Here is a 12,897-nt window from a genome sequence, read left to right on the forward strand (position 1 = left end):
TCCGCGGAACGGAGCAAAGCGCCCCACAGGCATTTCCGTCCCGCAATATTGATTTAAAAAGCTACTATTTGTTATCGCCTTTGCGGGGCTGAACCTGTCAGCCGCCCATCCGCTGGCGCACCGCCTCATAGAGCAGGACGGCGGCGGCCGCCGACGCGTTCAGGGAGTTGATCTTCCCGAACATGGGAATGGAGACGGTAAAGTCGCAGTTCTCCGCCACCAGCCGCCCCATGCCGGTCCCCTCGCTGCCAATGACGATGGCGGCAGGCCCCTTCAGATCGGCCTGATAGAGGGGGGTGGTGCCGTCGGCTGCGGTGCCGAACACCCAGACCCCCTCCTCCTTCAGCTCCTTGAGCAGGGCGGGCAGGTTGGGCACCCGGGCCACGGGCACGTGGGCCACCGCTCCGGCAGAGGTCTTGCCCACCACGGCGGTGAGGCCGGCGGAGCGGCGCTTGGGGATGATGACCCCGTGGGCCCCGGCGGCGTCGGCGGTGCGGATCACCGCCCCCAGGTTGTGGGGGTCGCTGAGCTCGTCGCACACCACAATGAGGGGGTTCTCCCCCTTCTCCCGGGCGGCGTTCAGAATGTCGTCCACACTGGCGTACTCCCGCACAGCAGCCAGGGCGATGACTCCCTGGTGGGAGTGGGTGCGGCTCATACCGTCCAGCTTCCGCCGGTCGGCGTCCACCACCACGATCCCCTTCTCCCGGGCGGCGGAGGCGATATGGCCCAGGGCGGAGTCCGTCTCCCCCTTCATAATATAGATCTTATCAATGGCCGTTCCAGCTCGCAGCGCCTCGATCACTGCGTTGCGGCCCTCGATCACGCCGTCGTTCTCCGCCTCAATGGGGGCGGAACGGCGCAGAGGGGGACGCTTATTCATAGGACATAACCTCCTGAATCCGTGTTGACGGAAAAAGATGCAATACGGAGTATACTATAACATACTTCCTCCTGAAATGGAAGGAGGAAATTCCGTCCGGACCGCCGCCCCGCCGGAAATTCCGGAAAGTGCTTGACTTCTGGGGGAAAGTCCGGTAGAATAATACAGCCTTCTATTCGCACCCGGTCCAGGCCGGCTTTTCATTCATTCGCTGCTGTGGCTCAATGGCAGAGCATCTCACTCGTAATGAGAAGGTTGTGGGTTCGATTCCCACCAGCAGCTCCACAAAAAAGGGCATCTGCAAAGCAGATGCCCTTTTTTGTGGACTCCGCGGGCTGTCAGCCCGCTCCGCCCTTCGGGATTGAAATGCTCGGGATGGCAAAGCCATCCCTGCGCCGAGGTTTTGCCTGGGGCAAAACGCTCGTACGGTGCAAAAGCACCGCGGCCCAGAAGGGCCGTCGGGCAAGATTCAAGATAATTGATCACAATTTTAAAATCTTAAAATCGCAGTGGCTTATCGCTAAAAAGGGCACGATGTGAATCGTGCCCTTTTGTGTTCCCTTTGGAAACTTACTGCTTACTACATTATTAAAGCGTGCGGCTGCCGACCCATTCCGGGGAGAGCAGATCAGCCCATCAGCTGCACCGCCCGGTCGATGACCCGGTTGGCGGCCTCCTCCTTGGACAGCAGGGGGAGCTCCTCCGCCCCGTCCCGGGTGATAAGGGTGAGCACGTTGGTATCTACCCCGAATCCCGCTCCGGCTACCTTTAAATTATTGGCGCAGATCATATCCACATGCTTTTTCTCCAGCTTGGCCGCGCTGTTTGCCAGCATATCCCGGGTCTCCATGGAGAAGCCGCAGATCACCTGTCCCGGCCGCCGGTGGTCCCCCAGGTGCTGGAGGATATCCCGGGTGCGCTTCAGGGGGATGGACAGGTCCCCGTCCTTTTTCTTCACCTTGTCGTCGCTGTAATCCGCCGGGGTGTAGTCGGCCACGGCGGCCGCCTTGAAAATGAAGTCGGACTGCTCCTGGCGGCTGGTGACCGCCTCAAACATGTCCTGGGCGGAGACGATGGGCACCACCTCCACAAAGGGGGGCGGCTCCAGGGCGGTGGGGCCGGACACCAGGGTGACCTGAGCTCCCCGGAGCATGGCCATCCGGGCGATGGCGTAGCCCATTTTTCCGGTGGAGTGGTTCGTCAGATACCGCACCGGGTCGATGGACTCCTGGGTGGGCCCGGCGGTGACCAGCACCCGCTTCCCCGCCAGGTCGTGGGGCAGGGCCAGCAGGCGCAGGATGTGCTGGAGCAGCTGCTCCGGCTCCGGCAGCTTCCCGGCACCCACGTCTCCGCAGGCCAGGCGTCCGGAGGCGGGGGCGATGACCTCCCAGCCGTAGCGGCGCAGGGTCTCCAGGTTGTCCTGGGTCACCGGGTTTTCAAACATGCCGGTGTTCATGGCGGGGGCGATGAGCTTGGGACAGGAGCAGGCCAGCACCGTGGTGGTGAGCATGTCGTCCGCCAGGCCGTGGGCCAGCTTGGCACACACATTTGCCGTGGCCGGGGCGACCATCACCAGGTCCGTGCGGTGGGCCAGGGAGATGTGCTCCACCTGGTGGGAGAAGTTCCGGTCAAAGGTATCCACCATACAGCGGTTGCCGGTGAGCTGCTCAAAGGTGAGGGGGGCGATGAATTTTGTGGCATGCTCGGTGAGGATCACTTCCACCGAGCAGTGCTGCTTCACCAGGGCGGAGGCCAGAGCGGCCGCCTTATAGGCGGCAATGCCGCCGGTGACCCCCAGCAGGACGGTTTTCCCTTTCAGCATGATGATGAAATCCTCCTTCTTGCGGGATGGACGCAAAATTTCGATACCAGGATTATGACACAAATCCGGCCGGTTGTAAAGGAACTGGTCCACATCCGCAAAGTTTTGGAAAATCCTAGCCTTGCAATCCCCTGGGACTTTCGCTATAATAAGCCGGATAAGAGGGCGTGGTTTCCGCCCTCGCCCTCTTAAATATTGCGCTGCATCCTCTTTGGGAGGAGCGGCAGCAGGAGGTAATCGAATATGAAAAACCGGAAGAAAGACACCCGCTGGCTGGTGGGCGTGGCCATGATGGCCGCCATCGTGGTCCTGCTGGCCAACACCCCCCTGGGCATGATCCAGCTGCCCATCATCAAGGCCACTACCACTCATATCCCTGTCATCATCGGGGCGATTCTGTTGGGTCCTATGGCCGGAGCTGTGCTGGGCGGCGTATTTGGGCTGTGCTCGCTGGTGAGCAACACAGTGGCCCCTGTGGCGGCATCCATCTGTTTCTCCCCCTTTCTGGCCGTCTCTGTGGGAGGCATGCTCGGCGCGGCAAAGGCCCTGTGGGTCTCGGTGGGATGCCGGATTTTAATTGGCGTGGCAGCCGGCTGGCTCTGGATCGCGCTGAAAAAGATCCGCGTCCATGACGCCATCGCCCTCCCCCTGGTGGGCGCGGCTGGGGCTATGACCAACACTGCCGCCGTGATGGGCAGCATCTTCTTCCTGTTCCGGGCGGAATATGCCGCCGCCAATAATCTGGCCATGTCCGCTGTTTTTGACTTCATTATGGCCACTGTAGTCGGTTCCGGCGTGATGGAGGCCATTGCCGCCGCCATTCTGGTAACAGCTATTGGAATCGCTCTCCTGCGGGTCAATCGGACCCGCACGCTCCCTGCATAAACCAAAGGAAATTTTTGAGGTGAACAGCTATGCTCCTTGCCATCGACATCGGCAACAGCAATATTGTAATTGGCGGCATTGACGGGGACGACATCCGTTTTGAGGCCCGCATCGCCACCGACCGCATCAAGACCTCCGACCAGTACGGGGTGGAGATCAAAAACATGCTGGACCTGTTCAGCGTATCGGTGGAGGAGGTAGAGGACTGCATCATCTCCTCGGTCGTCCCCCCGGTCTTCAACGCGGTATGCACCGGCGTCATCAAGCTCACCGGCCTCAACCCCATGGTGGTGGGGCCGGGCATCAAGACCGGCCTGAACATCCAAATGGACGACCCCGCCTCGGTGGGCAGCGACCGGATCGTGATTGCCGTGGCCGCCCTGCTGGAGTATGCCCCTCCCCTGCTGCTGGTGGACCTGGGCACCGCCACCACCATCGAGGTGGTGGACCAGGGCAACACCTATCTGGGGGGCGCCATCATGCCCGGCGTGCGGGTGTCGGCGGAGGCCCTGTCCAGCCGGGCCGCCCAACTGCCCGGCATCCAGCTGGACCGCCCCAGACGGCTCATCGGCAAGAACACCGTGGAGTGCATGCGCAGCGGCATCATGTATGGGGCCGCCGCCATGCTGGACGGGATGATCGAGCGCATGGAGGAGGAGCTGGGCAAGTCCACCACCGTGGTGGCCACCGGGGGCATGGCCCAGTTTGTGGCCCCCCTGTGCAAGCGGGAGATGAAGGTGGAGAAGGACCTGCTGCTGAAGGGCCTGAACGCCATCTACAAGAAAAACAAGAAATAAACGCAAAGGCCGCCGGCACAGCCGGCGGCCTTGTTTTGCTTTGATTCCGGAGCACACGGCTCCCCTTTTACTTCTGGGGACAGTAGGTGAGCACCGCCGTCTGACCGGGGGTGTCCTTGTCCAGCACCAGCACATTACCAGGATAGCGGACCACATCCCCGCACAGCTCCAGGTAGTCCTCCAGCGGCCCGATCACATCGTAGCCGAAGGAGCCGCCGCGGTAGTGCATGGGAACCGTCACCCGGGGCTTCAGCTGATCCACCAGGGCCCGGGCCTGCTTGGCGTCAATGGTGTAGAAGCCGCCCACCGGGATCATCAAGGCGTCCAGCCCCTTCAGCACCTCCAGCTGCTCCGGCTCCAGCTCACAGCCCAGGTCCCCCAAGTGGGCCACCCGCAGGCCCTCGGCCTGGAAGATATGGATGGTATTGGGCCCTCTCTGAGCGCCCTGCTGGTCATCGTGCCAGGTGTGGATCATCTCCACCGCCACATCGGGCTTCTCTCCGGTGAGGGCCACCAGCTCTCTCGCTCCGTGGTCCCGGTGGTCGTGGCTGCAGTACACCGCGTCCGCCCTCAGGCGGATGGGGGCCAGCCCCGGCACCGAGCCGTCCAGATAGGGGTCGACCACCACAGTGCCTCCGGCGGTCTCCAGGGTAAAGCAGGAATGTCCGTTCCAGATCAGGCGCATAGAATTCCATCCTTTCTGTGTCAGGTTGCAGATTTTTCCGGTGTGTCCGCATGGCAAAATCTCCAACAGCCTTCCCCGCCCTCTGCCGGCCGGAACCCGTGTCAAGGGGGAACAAGGGAACTTTCCTTGGTGATTTGTCACAATTATACCACAGCGGCGGCGGAATGGGAATCTTTTTTCCCGCTGATCCCGCCCAGGCCGCGCCCGAACCGGTGTTTTTCGCCCCCGGAATCGTCTTCTGGCCCCGCCAGCCCACCGCTTATGTTCTCTTTTTTCCCGGGAAGTTCGGCACAATGCCGGGTTTTGCGCGGGTAAGTCTCCCCTTAATTTCCCATTTTTACAAAACCGTCTCCCTTCCTAGTGGTTTTAGGTTGTTTTCGGATTTTTTTGTAATTTTTCGACCAATTTATAGTTGAATTTCTCCGCCGTTTGGAATACAATGAGAACCGATATGCGAGGAGGGCTTGCTTTGCTGAACATTGTACTGGTGGAACCGGAGATCCCGCAGAACTGCGGCAACATCGCCCGCACCTGCGCCGCCACCCGGAGCCGCCTCCATCTCATTGAACCCCTGGGCTTCGACATCAGTGAAAAGGCGGTCAAGCGGGCGGGGCTGGACTACTGGCCCATGGTGGACCTGCATGTGTACCACAGCCTGGACCACTTTTTTGCGGAACACCCCAACCCCGACCTGTGGCTGGCCACCACCAAAGCCCCCCAGGACTACACCAGCGCCCATTTTCAGGATGGATGCTGGCTGTTTTTCGGCAAAGAGACCGCCGGGCTTCCCCAATGGTTCCGGGAGGAGCACCCCGACCGGTGCATCCGCATCCCCATGCGGGAGGACGCCCGGAGCCTGAACCTGTCCAACTCGGTGGCCATCCTAACTTACGAGGCGCTGCGCCAACAGGGTTTTCCCGGTTTGACCGGTACCGGCGAGATGGCGCAGGCCGGCCAATAGGCGCAAAAACCCCGTGTTTGCGGGCACACTGTGAAGGAAGGATCTCCCCGCCGGAGTCAGATCCCGGTTCCTCTCTGGCGGGCAGTTTCCAAATAAATTGCTGACTGTTCCAATCTTTGTTTCAGAGAGGAGTTTTACTGCCATGAACTACAACAAAAAGACGGTCAAGGACATCGACGTCTCCGGCAAGAAGGTGCTTCTGCGCTGTGACTTCAATGTCCCTCAGGACAAGACCACCGGAGCCATCACCGACGATAAGCGCATCCGCGCCGCCCTGCCCACCATCCAGTACCTGCTGGACCAGGGCGCCGCTGTGATCGCCTGCTCCCACCTGGGCAAGCCCAAGGGCGAGGTAAAGCCCGAGCTGTCCCTGAAGCCGGTGTCCGTCCGCCTCAGCGAGCTGCTGGGCAAGCCGGTCATCATGGCCGGGGACGTGGTCGGCCCCGACGCCAAGGCCAAGGCCGCCGCCCTCAAGCCCGGGGAGATCATGCTGCTGGAGAACACCCGCTTTGAGCCGGGCGAGACCAAGAACGACCCCGAGCTGGCCAAGGAAATGGCCTCTATGGCGGAAATCTATGTGTCCGACGCCTTCGGCGCGGTCCACCGCGCCCACGCCTCCACCGCCGGCGTGGCCGCCTATCTGCCCGCCGTGTCCGGCTTCCTGATCCAGAAGGAACTGGAGGTCATGGGCGGCGCCCTGGCCAACCCCAAGCGCCCCCTGGTGGCCATCCTGGGCGGCTCCAAGGTGTCCTCCAAGATCGGCGTCATCAACAACCTGCTGAACATCGCCGACACCATCATCATCGGCGGCGGCATGTCCTACACCTTCGCCAAGGCCCAGGGTGCCAAGGTGGGCAAGTCCCTGCTGGAGGAGGACTGGATTCAGTACGCCGGCGAGATGGTGGAGAAGGCCAAGGAGAAGGGTGTCAAGCTGCTCCTCCCCGTGGACGGCCTGGCCGCCACCGAGTTCTCCGCCGACGCTGAGGCCCACCTGGTGGACGGGGTGGACATCCCCGACGGCATGATGGGCATGGACATCGGCCCCAAGACCATCCAGCTCTACTCCGACGCCGTGAAGGACGCGGGCACCGTCATCTGGAACGGCCCCATGGGCGTGTTTGAGTTCCCCGCCTTCGCCGAGGGCACCCGCGCGGTGGCCAAGGCCCTGGCCGAGACCGACGCCATCACCATCGTGGGCGGCGGCGACTCCGCGGCCGCTGTGGCTCAGCTGGGCTACGCCGACAAGATGACCCACATCTCCACCGGCGGCGGCGCTTCCCTCGAATTCCTCGAGGGCAAGGAGCTGCCCGGCGTGGCCTGCCTGCTGGATAAATAATTCTCGCCCGGGCAGCTCCGGGGTCCCCGCGCGAGCCCAGCGTAGCGGGTCGCGTGGGGTGAGGAGGAGCAGCGAAGTGAGCGAGCTTTCCCGCCCGCGGGGAAGCGAGGGGTACGGCGCTTGCTCCGACGACGCCCGGCGCGGCCTGCCTGCTGGACAAGTAAGAGCGCAGATGCAGGGGCGCATACTATGCGCCCGCGGGCGGCTGATAGCCGCCCCTGCTGCGCATCGATATCATTGTAAAATGTTAAAGGAAAGAATGGAGAGAAATACCAATGAACCGTCGTTATCGTAAGACTATTATCGCTGGCAACTGGAAAATGAACAACACCCTGTCCCAGATGAAGGCTTTCGCCGAGGAGCTCAAGCCCATCATGCCCCGGGGCAAGTGGTGCAATGTGGTCCTGTGCGTCCCCGCGGTGAACATCACCACCGCCGTGCGCCTGTTCAAGGACTGCCACATCGCCATCGGCGCTGAGACCTGCCACTATGAGGACCACGGTGCCTACACCGGCGAGATCACCGCCGAGATGATCAAGGAGGCCGGGGCCAAGTACGTGATCATCGGCCACTCCGAGCGCCGCCAGTACTACAACGAGACCGACTTCACCGTGAACAAGAAGGTTCACGCCGCCATCAACGCCGGCCTCTACCCCATTGTGTGTGTGGGCGAGAGCCTGGAGCAGCGGGAGCTGGGCGTGACCATGGAGCTCATCGCCTATCAGGTGAAGTGCGCTCTGGCCGGCGTGCCCGCCGACAAGATGCGCCACGTGGTCATCGCCTATGAGCCCCTGTGGGCCATCGGCACCGGCAAGACCGCCACTGCCGAGCAGGCCGGCGAGGTGTGCCAGGCCATCCGCGCCGTCATCCGCAAGCTGTACGGCGCCCACGTGGCCCGCTCCGTCACCATCCAGTACGGCGGCTCCATGAACGCCAAGAACGCCGCTGAGCTCCTGGCCCAGCCCGACGTGGACGGCGGCCTGATTGGCGGCGCCTCCCTGAAGCCCGCCGACTTCGTGGAGATCATCAATTCCGCGAATCAGGAGTAATCTCCTGGCCGCCGGTCACGTCGGAACCGGGACCCCAACGAAAGCCCAGCGCAGCGGGTTTCGTTGGGAGAGGAGGAGCAAGGGAGCGCAGGAAGGAATGCCCGTCAGGGCGTTCCGCCCGAAGCGGACTTTGCGACGACGAGGACGGCGGCCTGATTGGCGGCGCCTCTCTGAAGCCCGCCGACTTCGTGGAGATCATCAATTCCGCCAATCAGGAATAATCTCCTGGCCGCCGGACACGTCCTGCGCGCAGCGCAGGCCGCGCCGAACGGCGCGCCCAAGCGTTTGCGAAGCAAACCTTGCCGCAGGGCGAATTTACTTCGCCCGAGGATTTTAAAATAACAGGGCTCCCGGCTGGCGTAAGCCAGCTGGGACGGACGGCGGCCTGATCGGCGGCGCCTCCCTGAAGCCCGCCGACTTCGTGGAGATCATCAATTCCGCCAACCAGGAGTGAATTTTAATGCAGAATGCAGAGTGCAGGAATGCAGAATGAATCCTGCCCGACACGCTCTGCCTGTGCGCCACTCTGCATTCTGCATTCTTAATTCTTCATTCTCTTAAAGAGGGGTTACGATGAAAACACCAACAACTTTAATTATCATGGACGGCTTCGGCCTGACGGAGCCCGGCCCGGGCAACGCGGTGGCCAACGCCTCCACGCCCAATCTGGACCGGATCTTCCGGGACTGCCCGGGCTGCAAGCTGTCCGCCTCCGGCCTGGACGTGGGCCTGCCCGAGGGCCAGATGGGCAACAGCGAGGTGGGCCACACCAACATGGGCGCCGGCCGGGTGGTTTTCCAGGACCTGCCCCACATCAGCCGGGACATTGAGAGCGGCGAGTTCTTCCAGAACCCCGCCTATCTGGAGGCCATGTCCAACTGCCGGGAGTGGGGCTCCGCCCTGCACCTGATGGGCCTGCTGTCCGACGGCGGCGTCCACAGCCATATCACCCACCTGTTCGCCCTGCTGAAGATGGCCAAGGAGCAGGGGCTCAGCAAGGTCTATGTCCACTGTTTCCTGGACGGCCGCGACGTGCCCCCCAGCTCGGGCAAGCACTATGTGGAGCAGCTCCAGGCCAAGATCCAGCAGCTGGGCGTGGGCGAGATCGCCACGGTCATGGGCCGCTACTACGCCATGGACCGGGACAAGCGCTGGGACCGGGTGCAGCGCGCCTATGACGCCATCGCCTGCGGCGAGGGTCCCTTCGAGGCCGACGCCGCCGAGGCGGTCCAGAAGTCCTATGACGCCGGTGTGACGGACGAGTTTGTGGAGCCCGTGGTGTGCGCCAAAAACGCCCAGGTCCGGGACAATGACTCCATTATCTTCTTCAACTTCCGCCCCGACCGGGCCCGTGAGATCACCCGGTGCTTCGTGGACGAGGACTTCACCGACGTGGCGCGCAAGACCGGCTTCCTGTCCGTGGACTTTATCTGCACCACCGAGTACGACGCCACCCTGCCCAACGTGACGGTGGCTTACCCCCACCAGAAGCTGGTGAACACCTTCGGCGAATATATCAGCAATCTGGGACTCACCCAGCTGCGCATCGCCGAGACCGAGAAGTACGCCCATGTGACCTTCTTCTTCAACGGCGGTGTGGAGCAGGTCTTCCCCGGTGAGGACCGGTGCCTGATCCCCTCCCCCAAGGTGGCCACCTACGACCTGCAGCCGGAGATGTCCGCCTATCAGGTCACGGAGGAGGCCGTCAAGCGCATCGAGAGCGGCGCCTATGACGTGATCATCCTGAACTTCGCTAACTGCGACATGGTGGGCCACACCGGCGTGTACGAGGCCGCCTGCAAGGCCGTCTCCACCGTGGACGAGTGCGTCAACCGTGTGGTGGAGGCCACCTCCAAAATGGGCGGCGTGTCCCTCATCACCGCCGACCACGGCAACGCCGAGCGTATGATCGACGATGACGGCGAGCCCTTCACCGCCCACACCACCAACCTGGTTCCCTTCTATATCGTAGGGGCCAGCGCCCAGCTCCGGGACGGCCGCCTGGCCGACATCGCCCCCACCATGCTGGACCTGATGGGCCTTGAGAAGCCGGCAGAAATGGACGGGCAGACGCTGATTTTAAATTAAGCGCTGTCATTTTCGAGTTAAATTGAGGTTCTTGGCTTCTCCGGGCCCATTACCCGCCCACAGGGCGGGCGGCGCATCGCGCCGTACAAGCGTTTTCGCCACAGGCGAAAACCTTGGCGCAGGGCGAATTCAGTTCGCCCGAGCATTTAAAAGCATCGGGGCCCCAAACGGGCCTGCCCGTTTGGGATACCTGGAGAAGCCGGCAGAAATGGACGGGCAGACGCTGATCCTCAACTGAGCGCCACCAAGCCTTCCCCCTTCAAGGGGGAAGGTGGCACGGCCGAAGGCCGTGACGGATGAGGGTAATCCCGTACCATGTACAATCGCCCCCTCATCCGCCTCGCTCCGCTCGGCACCTTCCCCCCTGTGTGGGGAAGGCCTGCAATGAGCGGCAGATGCGGTACTGGCTCATGCAGAATGAATTTTTCTGACACGCTGCTCTTTTGGAACCATTCTGCATTCCTGCATTCTGCATTTTTTACCCCCCCCCCCGCGTTCTCGCATGGCTCCGCAGGGGCGCACCATGCAGATCATATACCCCTGACATCGGCGGAAGGACTTCCGCCACATATTGAAAGGAGATTGATTCCCATGAAGCAGATGATCGAGATCGTAGACGTCGTCGGCCGCGAGATCCTGGACAGCCGCGGCAACCCCACCGTTGAGGTGGAGGTCTACCTGGAGGACGGCACCATGGGCCGCGCTGCGGTTCCCTCCGGCGCTTCCACCGGCATCTATGAGGCCTGCGAGCTCCGGGACGGCGACAAGAGCCGCTACAACGGCAAGGGCGTGGAGAAGGCCGTCTCCAACGTGAACACCGAGATCGCCGAGGCCCTCATCGGCACCAACGTGCTGGATCAGGTGGCCATCGACAAGATGCTCATCGAGCTGGACGGCACCCCCAACAAGAGCCGCCTGGGCGCCAACGCCATCCTGGGCGCCTCCCTGGCCTGCGCCAAGGCCGCGGCCGAGAGCCTGGGCACCTCCCTGTACAACTATATCGGCGGCGTCAACGCCAAGCAGCTGCCCGTGCCCATGATGAACATCCTCAACGGCGGCGCTCACGCCACCAACAACGTGGAGATCCAGGAGTTCATGGTCATGCCTGTGGGCGCCACCAGCTTCCGTGAGGCTCTGCGCATGTGCGCCGAGGTCTTCCACCAGCTGAAGACCACCCTGAAGGAGAACGGCACCCCCGCCGCCGGTGTGGGCGACGAGGGCGGCTACGCCCCCAACCTGAAGAAGGACGAGGACGCCCTGAAGGTGATCGTGCAGGCCATCGAGGAGGCCGGCTACAAGCCCGGCGAGGACTTCAAGATCGCCATCGACGCCGCCTCCTCCGAGTGGTGGGATGAGGAGCAGAAGCTCTATATCCAGCCCAAGTCCGGCAAGAAGCTGACCCAGCAGCAGCTGGTGAACATGTGGAAGAAGTTCGCCGACAACTACCCCATCATCTCCCTGGAGGACGGCATGGCCGAGACCGACTGGGAGGGCTGGGCCATGCTGACCAAGGCCATCGGCGACCGCGTCCAGCTGGTGGGCGACGACCTGTTCGTCACCAACGTGGAGCGTCTGGCCACCGGCATTGAGAAGAAGGTGGGCAACGCCATCCTCATCAAGGTCAACCAGATCGGCACCCTGACCGAGACCCTGGACGCCATCCAGATGGCCAACCGGGCCGGCTACACCGCCATCGTGTCTCACCGCTCCGGCGAGACCGAGGACGCCACCATCGCCGACATCGCTGTGGCCCTGAACGCCGGCCAGATCAAGACCGGCGCCCCCAGCCGCACCGACCGCGTGGCCAAGTACAACCAGCTGCTCCGCATCGAGGAGGAGCTGGGCGACATCGCTCAGTATCCCGGTATGAACGCTTTCTTCAACCTGAAGTAAGTTTCTAAGTCTTGCAGCACAGCCGCCTAACTGGGCGGCTGTGCTTTTTTCGTCGCCCAGCTCCTCGGGGCCCCATCTTGGGGAGCCCCAGACGAGCCCAACGCAGTGGGTCGTCTGGGGGGAGGAGGAGCAAGGGAGCGCAGCGAAGTTTTTGCCGCAGGCAGAAACGGAGCAGAGCGGACTTTGTGACGACGAAGGGGCGGCGCTTTGCGCCGTACAAGCGTTTTTGCCGTAGGCGAAAACCTTGGCGCAGGGCGAATTTACTTCGCCCGAGCATTTTAAATAATCGGGTCCCCATTGTGTGCGTTGGCACACAATGGGAGGCTGGGCGACGTGGCCGAGTATCCCGGCATGAAAGCTTTCTTCAACCTGAAGTAAGTTTCCAAGTTTTGCAGCAAAGCCGCCCATTGGGGCGGCTTTGCTCAGTCTGTCAAAAAACAAGCACAAAGCCCCCATATCTGGTAAAATAGAAACAGATATGGGGGCGAAAAAATGGAA

10 protein-coding genes, 1 tRNA gene and 1 pseudogene are annotated in these 12,897 nt (G+C 62.3%); 9 read left to right on the forward strand and 3 right to left on the reverse strand.

Annotation, left to right across the window (positions count from 1 at the left end):
* Positions 1-97 precede the first annotated feature (97 nt).
* The gene (gene rlmB / locus H6B31_RS04560) at positions 98-883 is read right to left on the reverse strand and encodes a 23S rRNA (guanosine(2251)-2'-O)-methyltransferase RlmB (protein WP_204897413.1); all 786 of its coding nucleotides are present in this window, start codon (positions 881-883) and stop codon (positions 98-100) included.
* A 210-nt stretch (positions 884-1,093) separates the two neighbouring features.
* On the opposite strand from rlmB, the gene H6B31_RS04565 reads away from it, so the two are divergent.
* Positions 1,094-1,168: transfer RNA gene (locus H6B31_RS04565), tRNA-Thr, on the forward strand.
* A gap of 343 nt (positions 1,169-1,511) precedes the next feature.
* Here the strand turns inward: H6B31_RS04565 and coaBC are convergent.
* A complete protein-coding gene (coaBC, locus tag H6B31_RS04570; protein ID WP_204897414.1) occupies positions 1,512-2,705 on the reverse strand; it encodes a bifunctional phosphopantothenoylcysteine decarboxylase/phosphopantothenate--cysteine ligase CoaBC in 1,194 nt (397 codons plus the stop codon).
* Between the two features lie 243 nt (positions 2,706-2,948).
* Between coaBC and H6B31_RS04575 the strand changes: the two genes are divergently transcribed.
* The gene (locus H6B31_RS04575) at positions 2,949-3,590 is read left to right on the forward strand and encodes an ECF transporter S component (protein WP_204897415.1); all 642 of its coding nucleotides are present in this window, start codon (positions 2,949-2,951) and stop codon (positions 3,588-3,590) included.
* Between the two features lie 29 nt (positions 3,591-3,619).
* Positions 3,620-4,387 carry a type III pantothenate kinase gene (locus H6B31_RS04580; RefSeq protein WP_204897416.1) on the forward strand — a complete coding sequence of 256 codons (768 nt, stop codon included), beginning with the start codon at positions 3,620-3,622 and terminating at the stop codon, positions 4,385-4,387.
* Between the two features lie 67 nt (positions 4,388-4,454).
* On the opposite strand, the gene H6B31_RS04585 is transcribed toward H6B31_RS04580, so the two are convergent.
* On the reverse strand, positions 4,455-5,072 hold the full coding sequence (locus H6B31_RS04585) for an MBL fold metallo-hydrolase (protein ID WP_204897417.1): 618 nt from the start codon (positions 5,070-5,072) through the stop codon (positions 4,455-4,457).
* 469 nt (positions 5,073-5,541) lie between these two features.
* On the opposite strand from H6B31_RS04585, the gene trmL reads away from it, so the two are divergent.
* The 6 genes and pseudogenes from trmL to eno all read left to right on the forward strand — a co-directional run bounded on the left by trmL (position 5,542) and on the right by eno (position 12,399).
* Positions 5,542-6,033: a tRNA (uridine(34)/cytosine(34)/5-carboxymethylaminomethyluridine(34)-2'-O)-methyltransferase TrmL gene (gene trmL, locus H6B31_RS04590; protein ID WP_204897418.1), complete on the forward strand. Its 492-nt coding sequence runs from the start codon at positions 5,542-5,544 to the stop codon at positions 6,031-6,033.
* Between the two features lie 142 nt (positions 6,034-6,175).
* Positions 6,176-7,369 carry a phosphoglycerate kinase gene (locus H6B31_RS04595; protein WP_087292776.1) on the forward strand — a complete coding sequence of 398 codons (1,194 nt, stop codon included), beginning with the start codon at positions 6,176-6,178 and terminating at the stop codon, positions 7,367-7,369.
* Positions 7,370-7,644: 275 nt separating this feature from the next.
* Positions 7,645-8,418 carry a triose-phosphate isomerase gene (tpiA, locus tag H6B31_RS04600; protein WP_191342973.1) on the forward strand — a complete coding sequence of 258 codons (774 nt, stop codon included), beginning with the start codon at positions 7,645-7,647 and terminating at the stop codon, positions 8,416-8,418.
* 376 nt (positions 8,419-8,794) lie between these two features.
* Positions 8,795-8,872, forward strand: a pseudogene (locus tag H6B31_RS17105) (triose-phosphate isomerase); the annotation flags it as partial.
* A gap of 119 nt (positions 8,873-8,991) precedes the next feature.
* The gene (gene gpmI / locus H6B31_RS04605; RefSeq protein ID WP_204897419.1) at positions 8,992-10,506 is read left to right on the forward strand and encodes a 2,3-bisphosphoglycerate-independent phosphoglycerate mutase; all 1,515 of its coding nucleotides are present in this window, start codon (positions 8,992-8,994) and stop codon (positions 10,504-10,506) included.
* A gap of 600 nt (positions 10,507-11,106) precedes the next feature.
* Positions 11,107-12,399: a phosphopyruvate hydratase gene (gene eno / locus H6B31_RS04610; protein ID WP_430691871.1), complete on the forward strand. Its 1,293-nt coding sequence runs from the start codon at positions 11,107-11,109 to the stop codon at positions 12,397-12,399.
* Positions 12,400-12,897: the final 498 nt, after the last annotated feature.

It is taken from the genome of Pseudoflavonifractor capillosus, assembly GCF_016899775.1.
In the GTDB taxonomy this organism is placed as follows: Bacteria; Bacillota; Clostridia; order Oscillospirales; family Oscillospiraceae; genus Lawsonibacter.

Coding starts and splice junctions, on each gene's coding strand:
- H6B31_RS04575 (WP_204897415.1), top strand. CDS start 2,949: ATGAAAAACCGGAAGAAAGACACCCGCTGGCTGGTGGGCGTGGCCATG.
- H6B31_RS04595 (WP_087292776.1), top strand. CDS start 6,176: ATGAACTACAACAAAAAGACGGTCAAGGACATCGACGTCTCCGGCAAG.
- gpmI (WP_204897419.1), top strand. CDS start 8,992: ATGAAAACACCAACAACTTTAATTATCATGGACGGCTTCGGCCTGACG.
- H6B31_RS04585 (WP_204897417.1), bottom strand. CDS start 5,072: ATGCGCCTGATCTGGAACGGACATTCCTGCTTTACCCTGGAGACCGCC.
- eno (WP_430691871.1), top strand. CDS start 11,107: ATGATCGAGATCGTAGACGTCGTCGGCCGCGAGATCCTGGACAGCCGC.
- coaBC (WP_204897414.1), bottom strand. CDS start 2,705: ATGCTGAAAGGGAAAACCGTCCTGCTGGGGGTCACCGGCGGCATTGCC.
- H6B31_RS04580 (WP_204897416.1), top strand. CDS start 3,620: ATGCTCCTTGCCATCGACATCGGCAACAGCAATATTGTAATTGGCGGC.
- rlmB (WP_204897413.1), bottom strand. CDS start 883: ATGAATAAGCGTCCCCCTCTGCGCCGTTCCGCCCCCATTGAGGCGGAG.
- tpiA (WP_191342973.1), top strand. CDS start 7,645: ATGAACCGTCGTTATCGTAAGACTATTATCGCTGGCAACTGGAAAATG.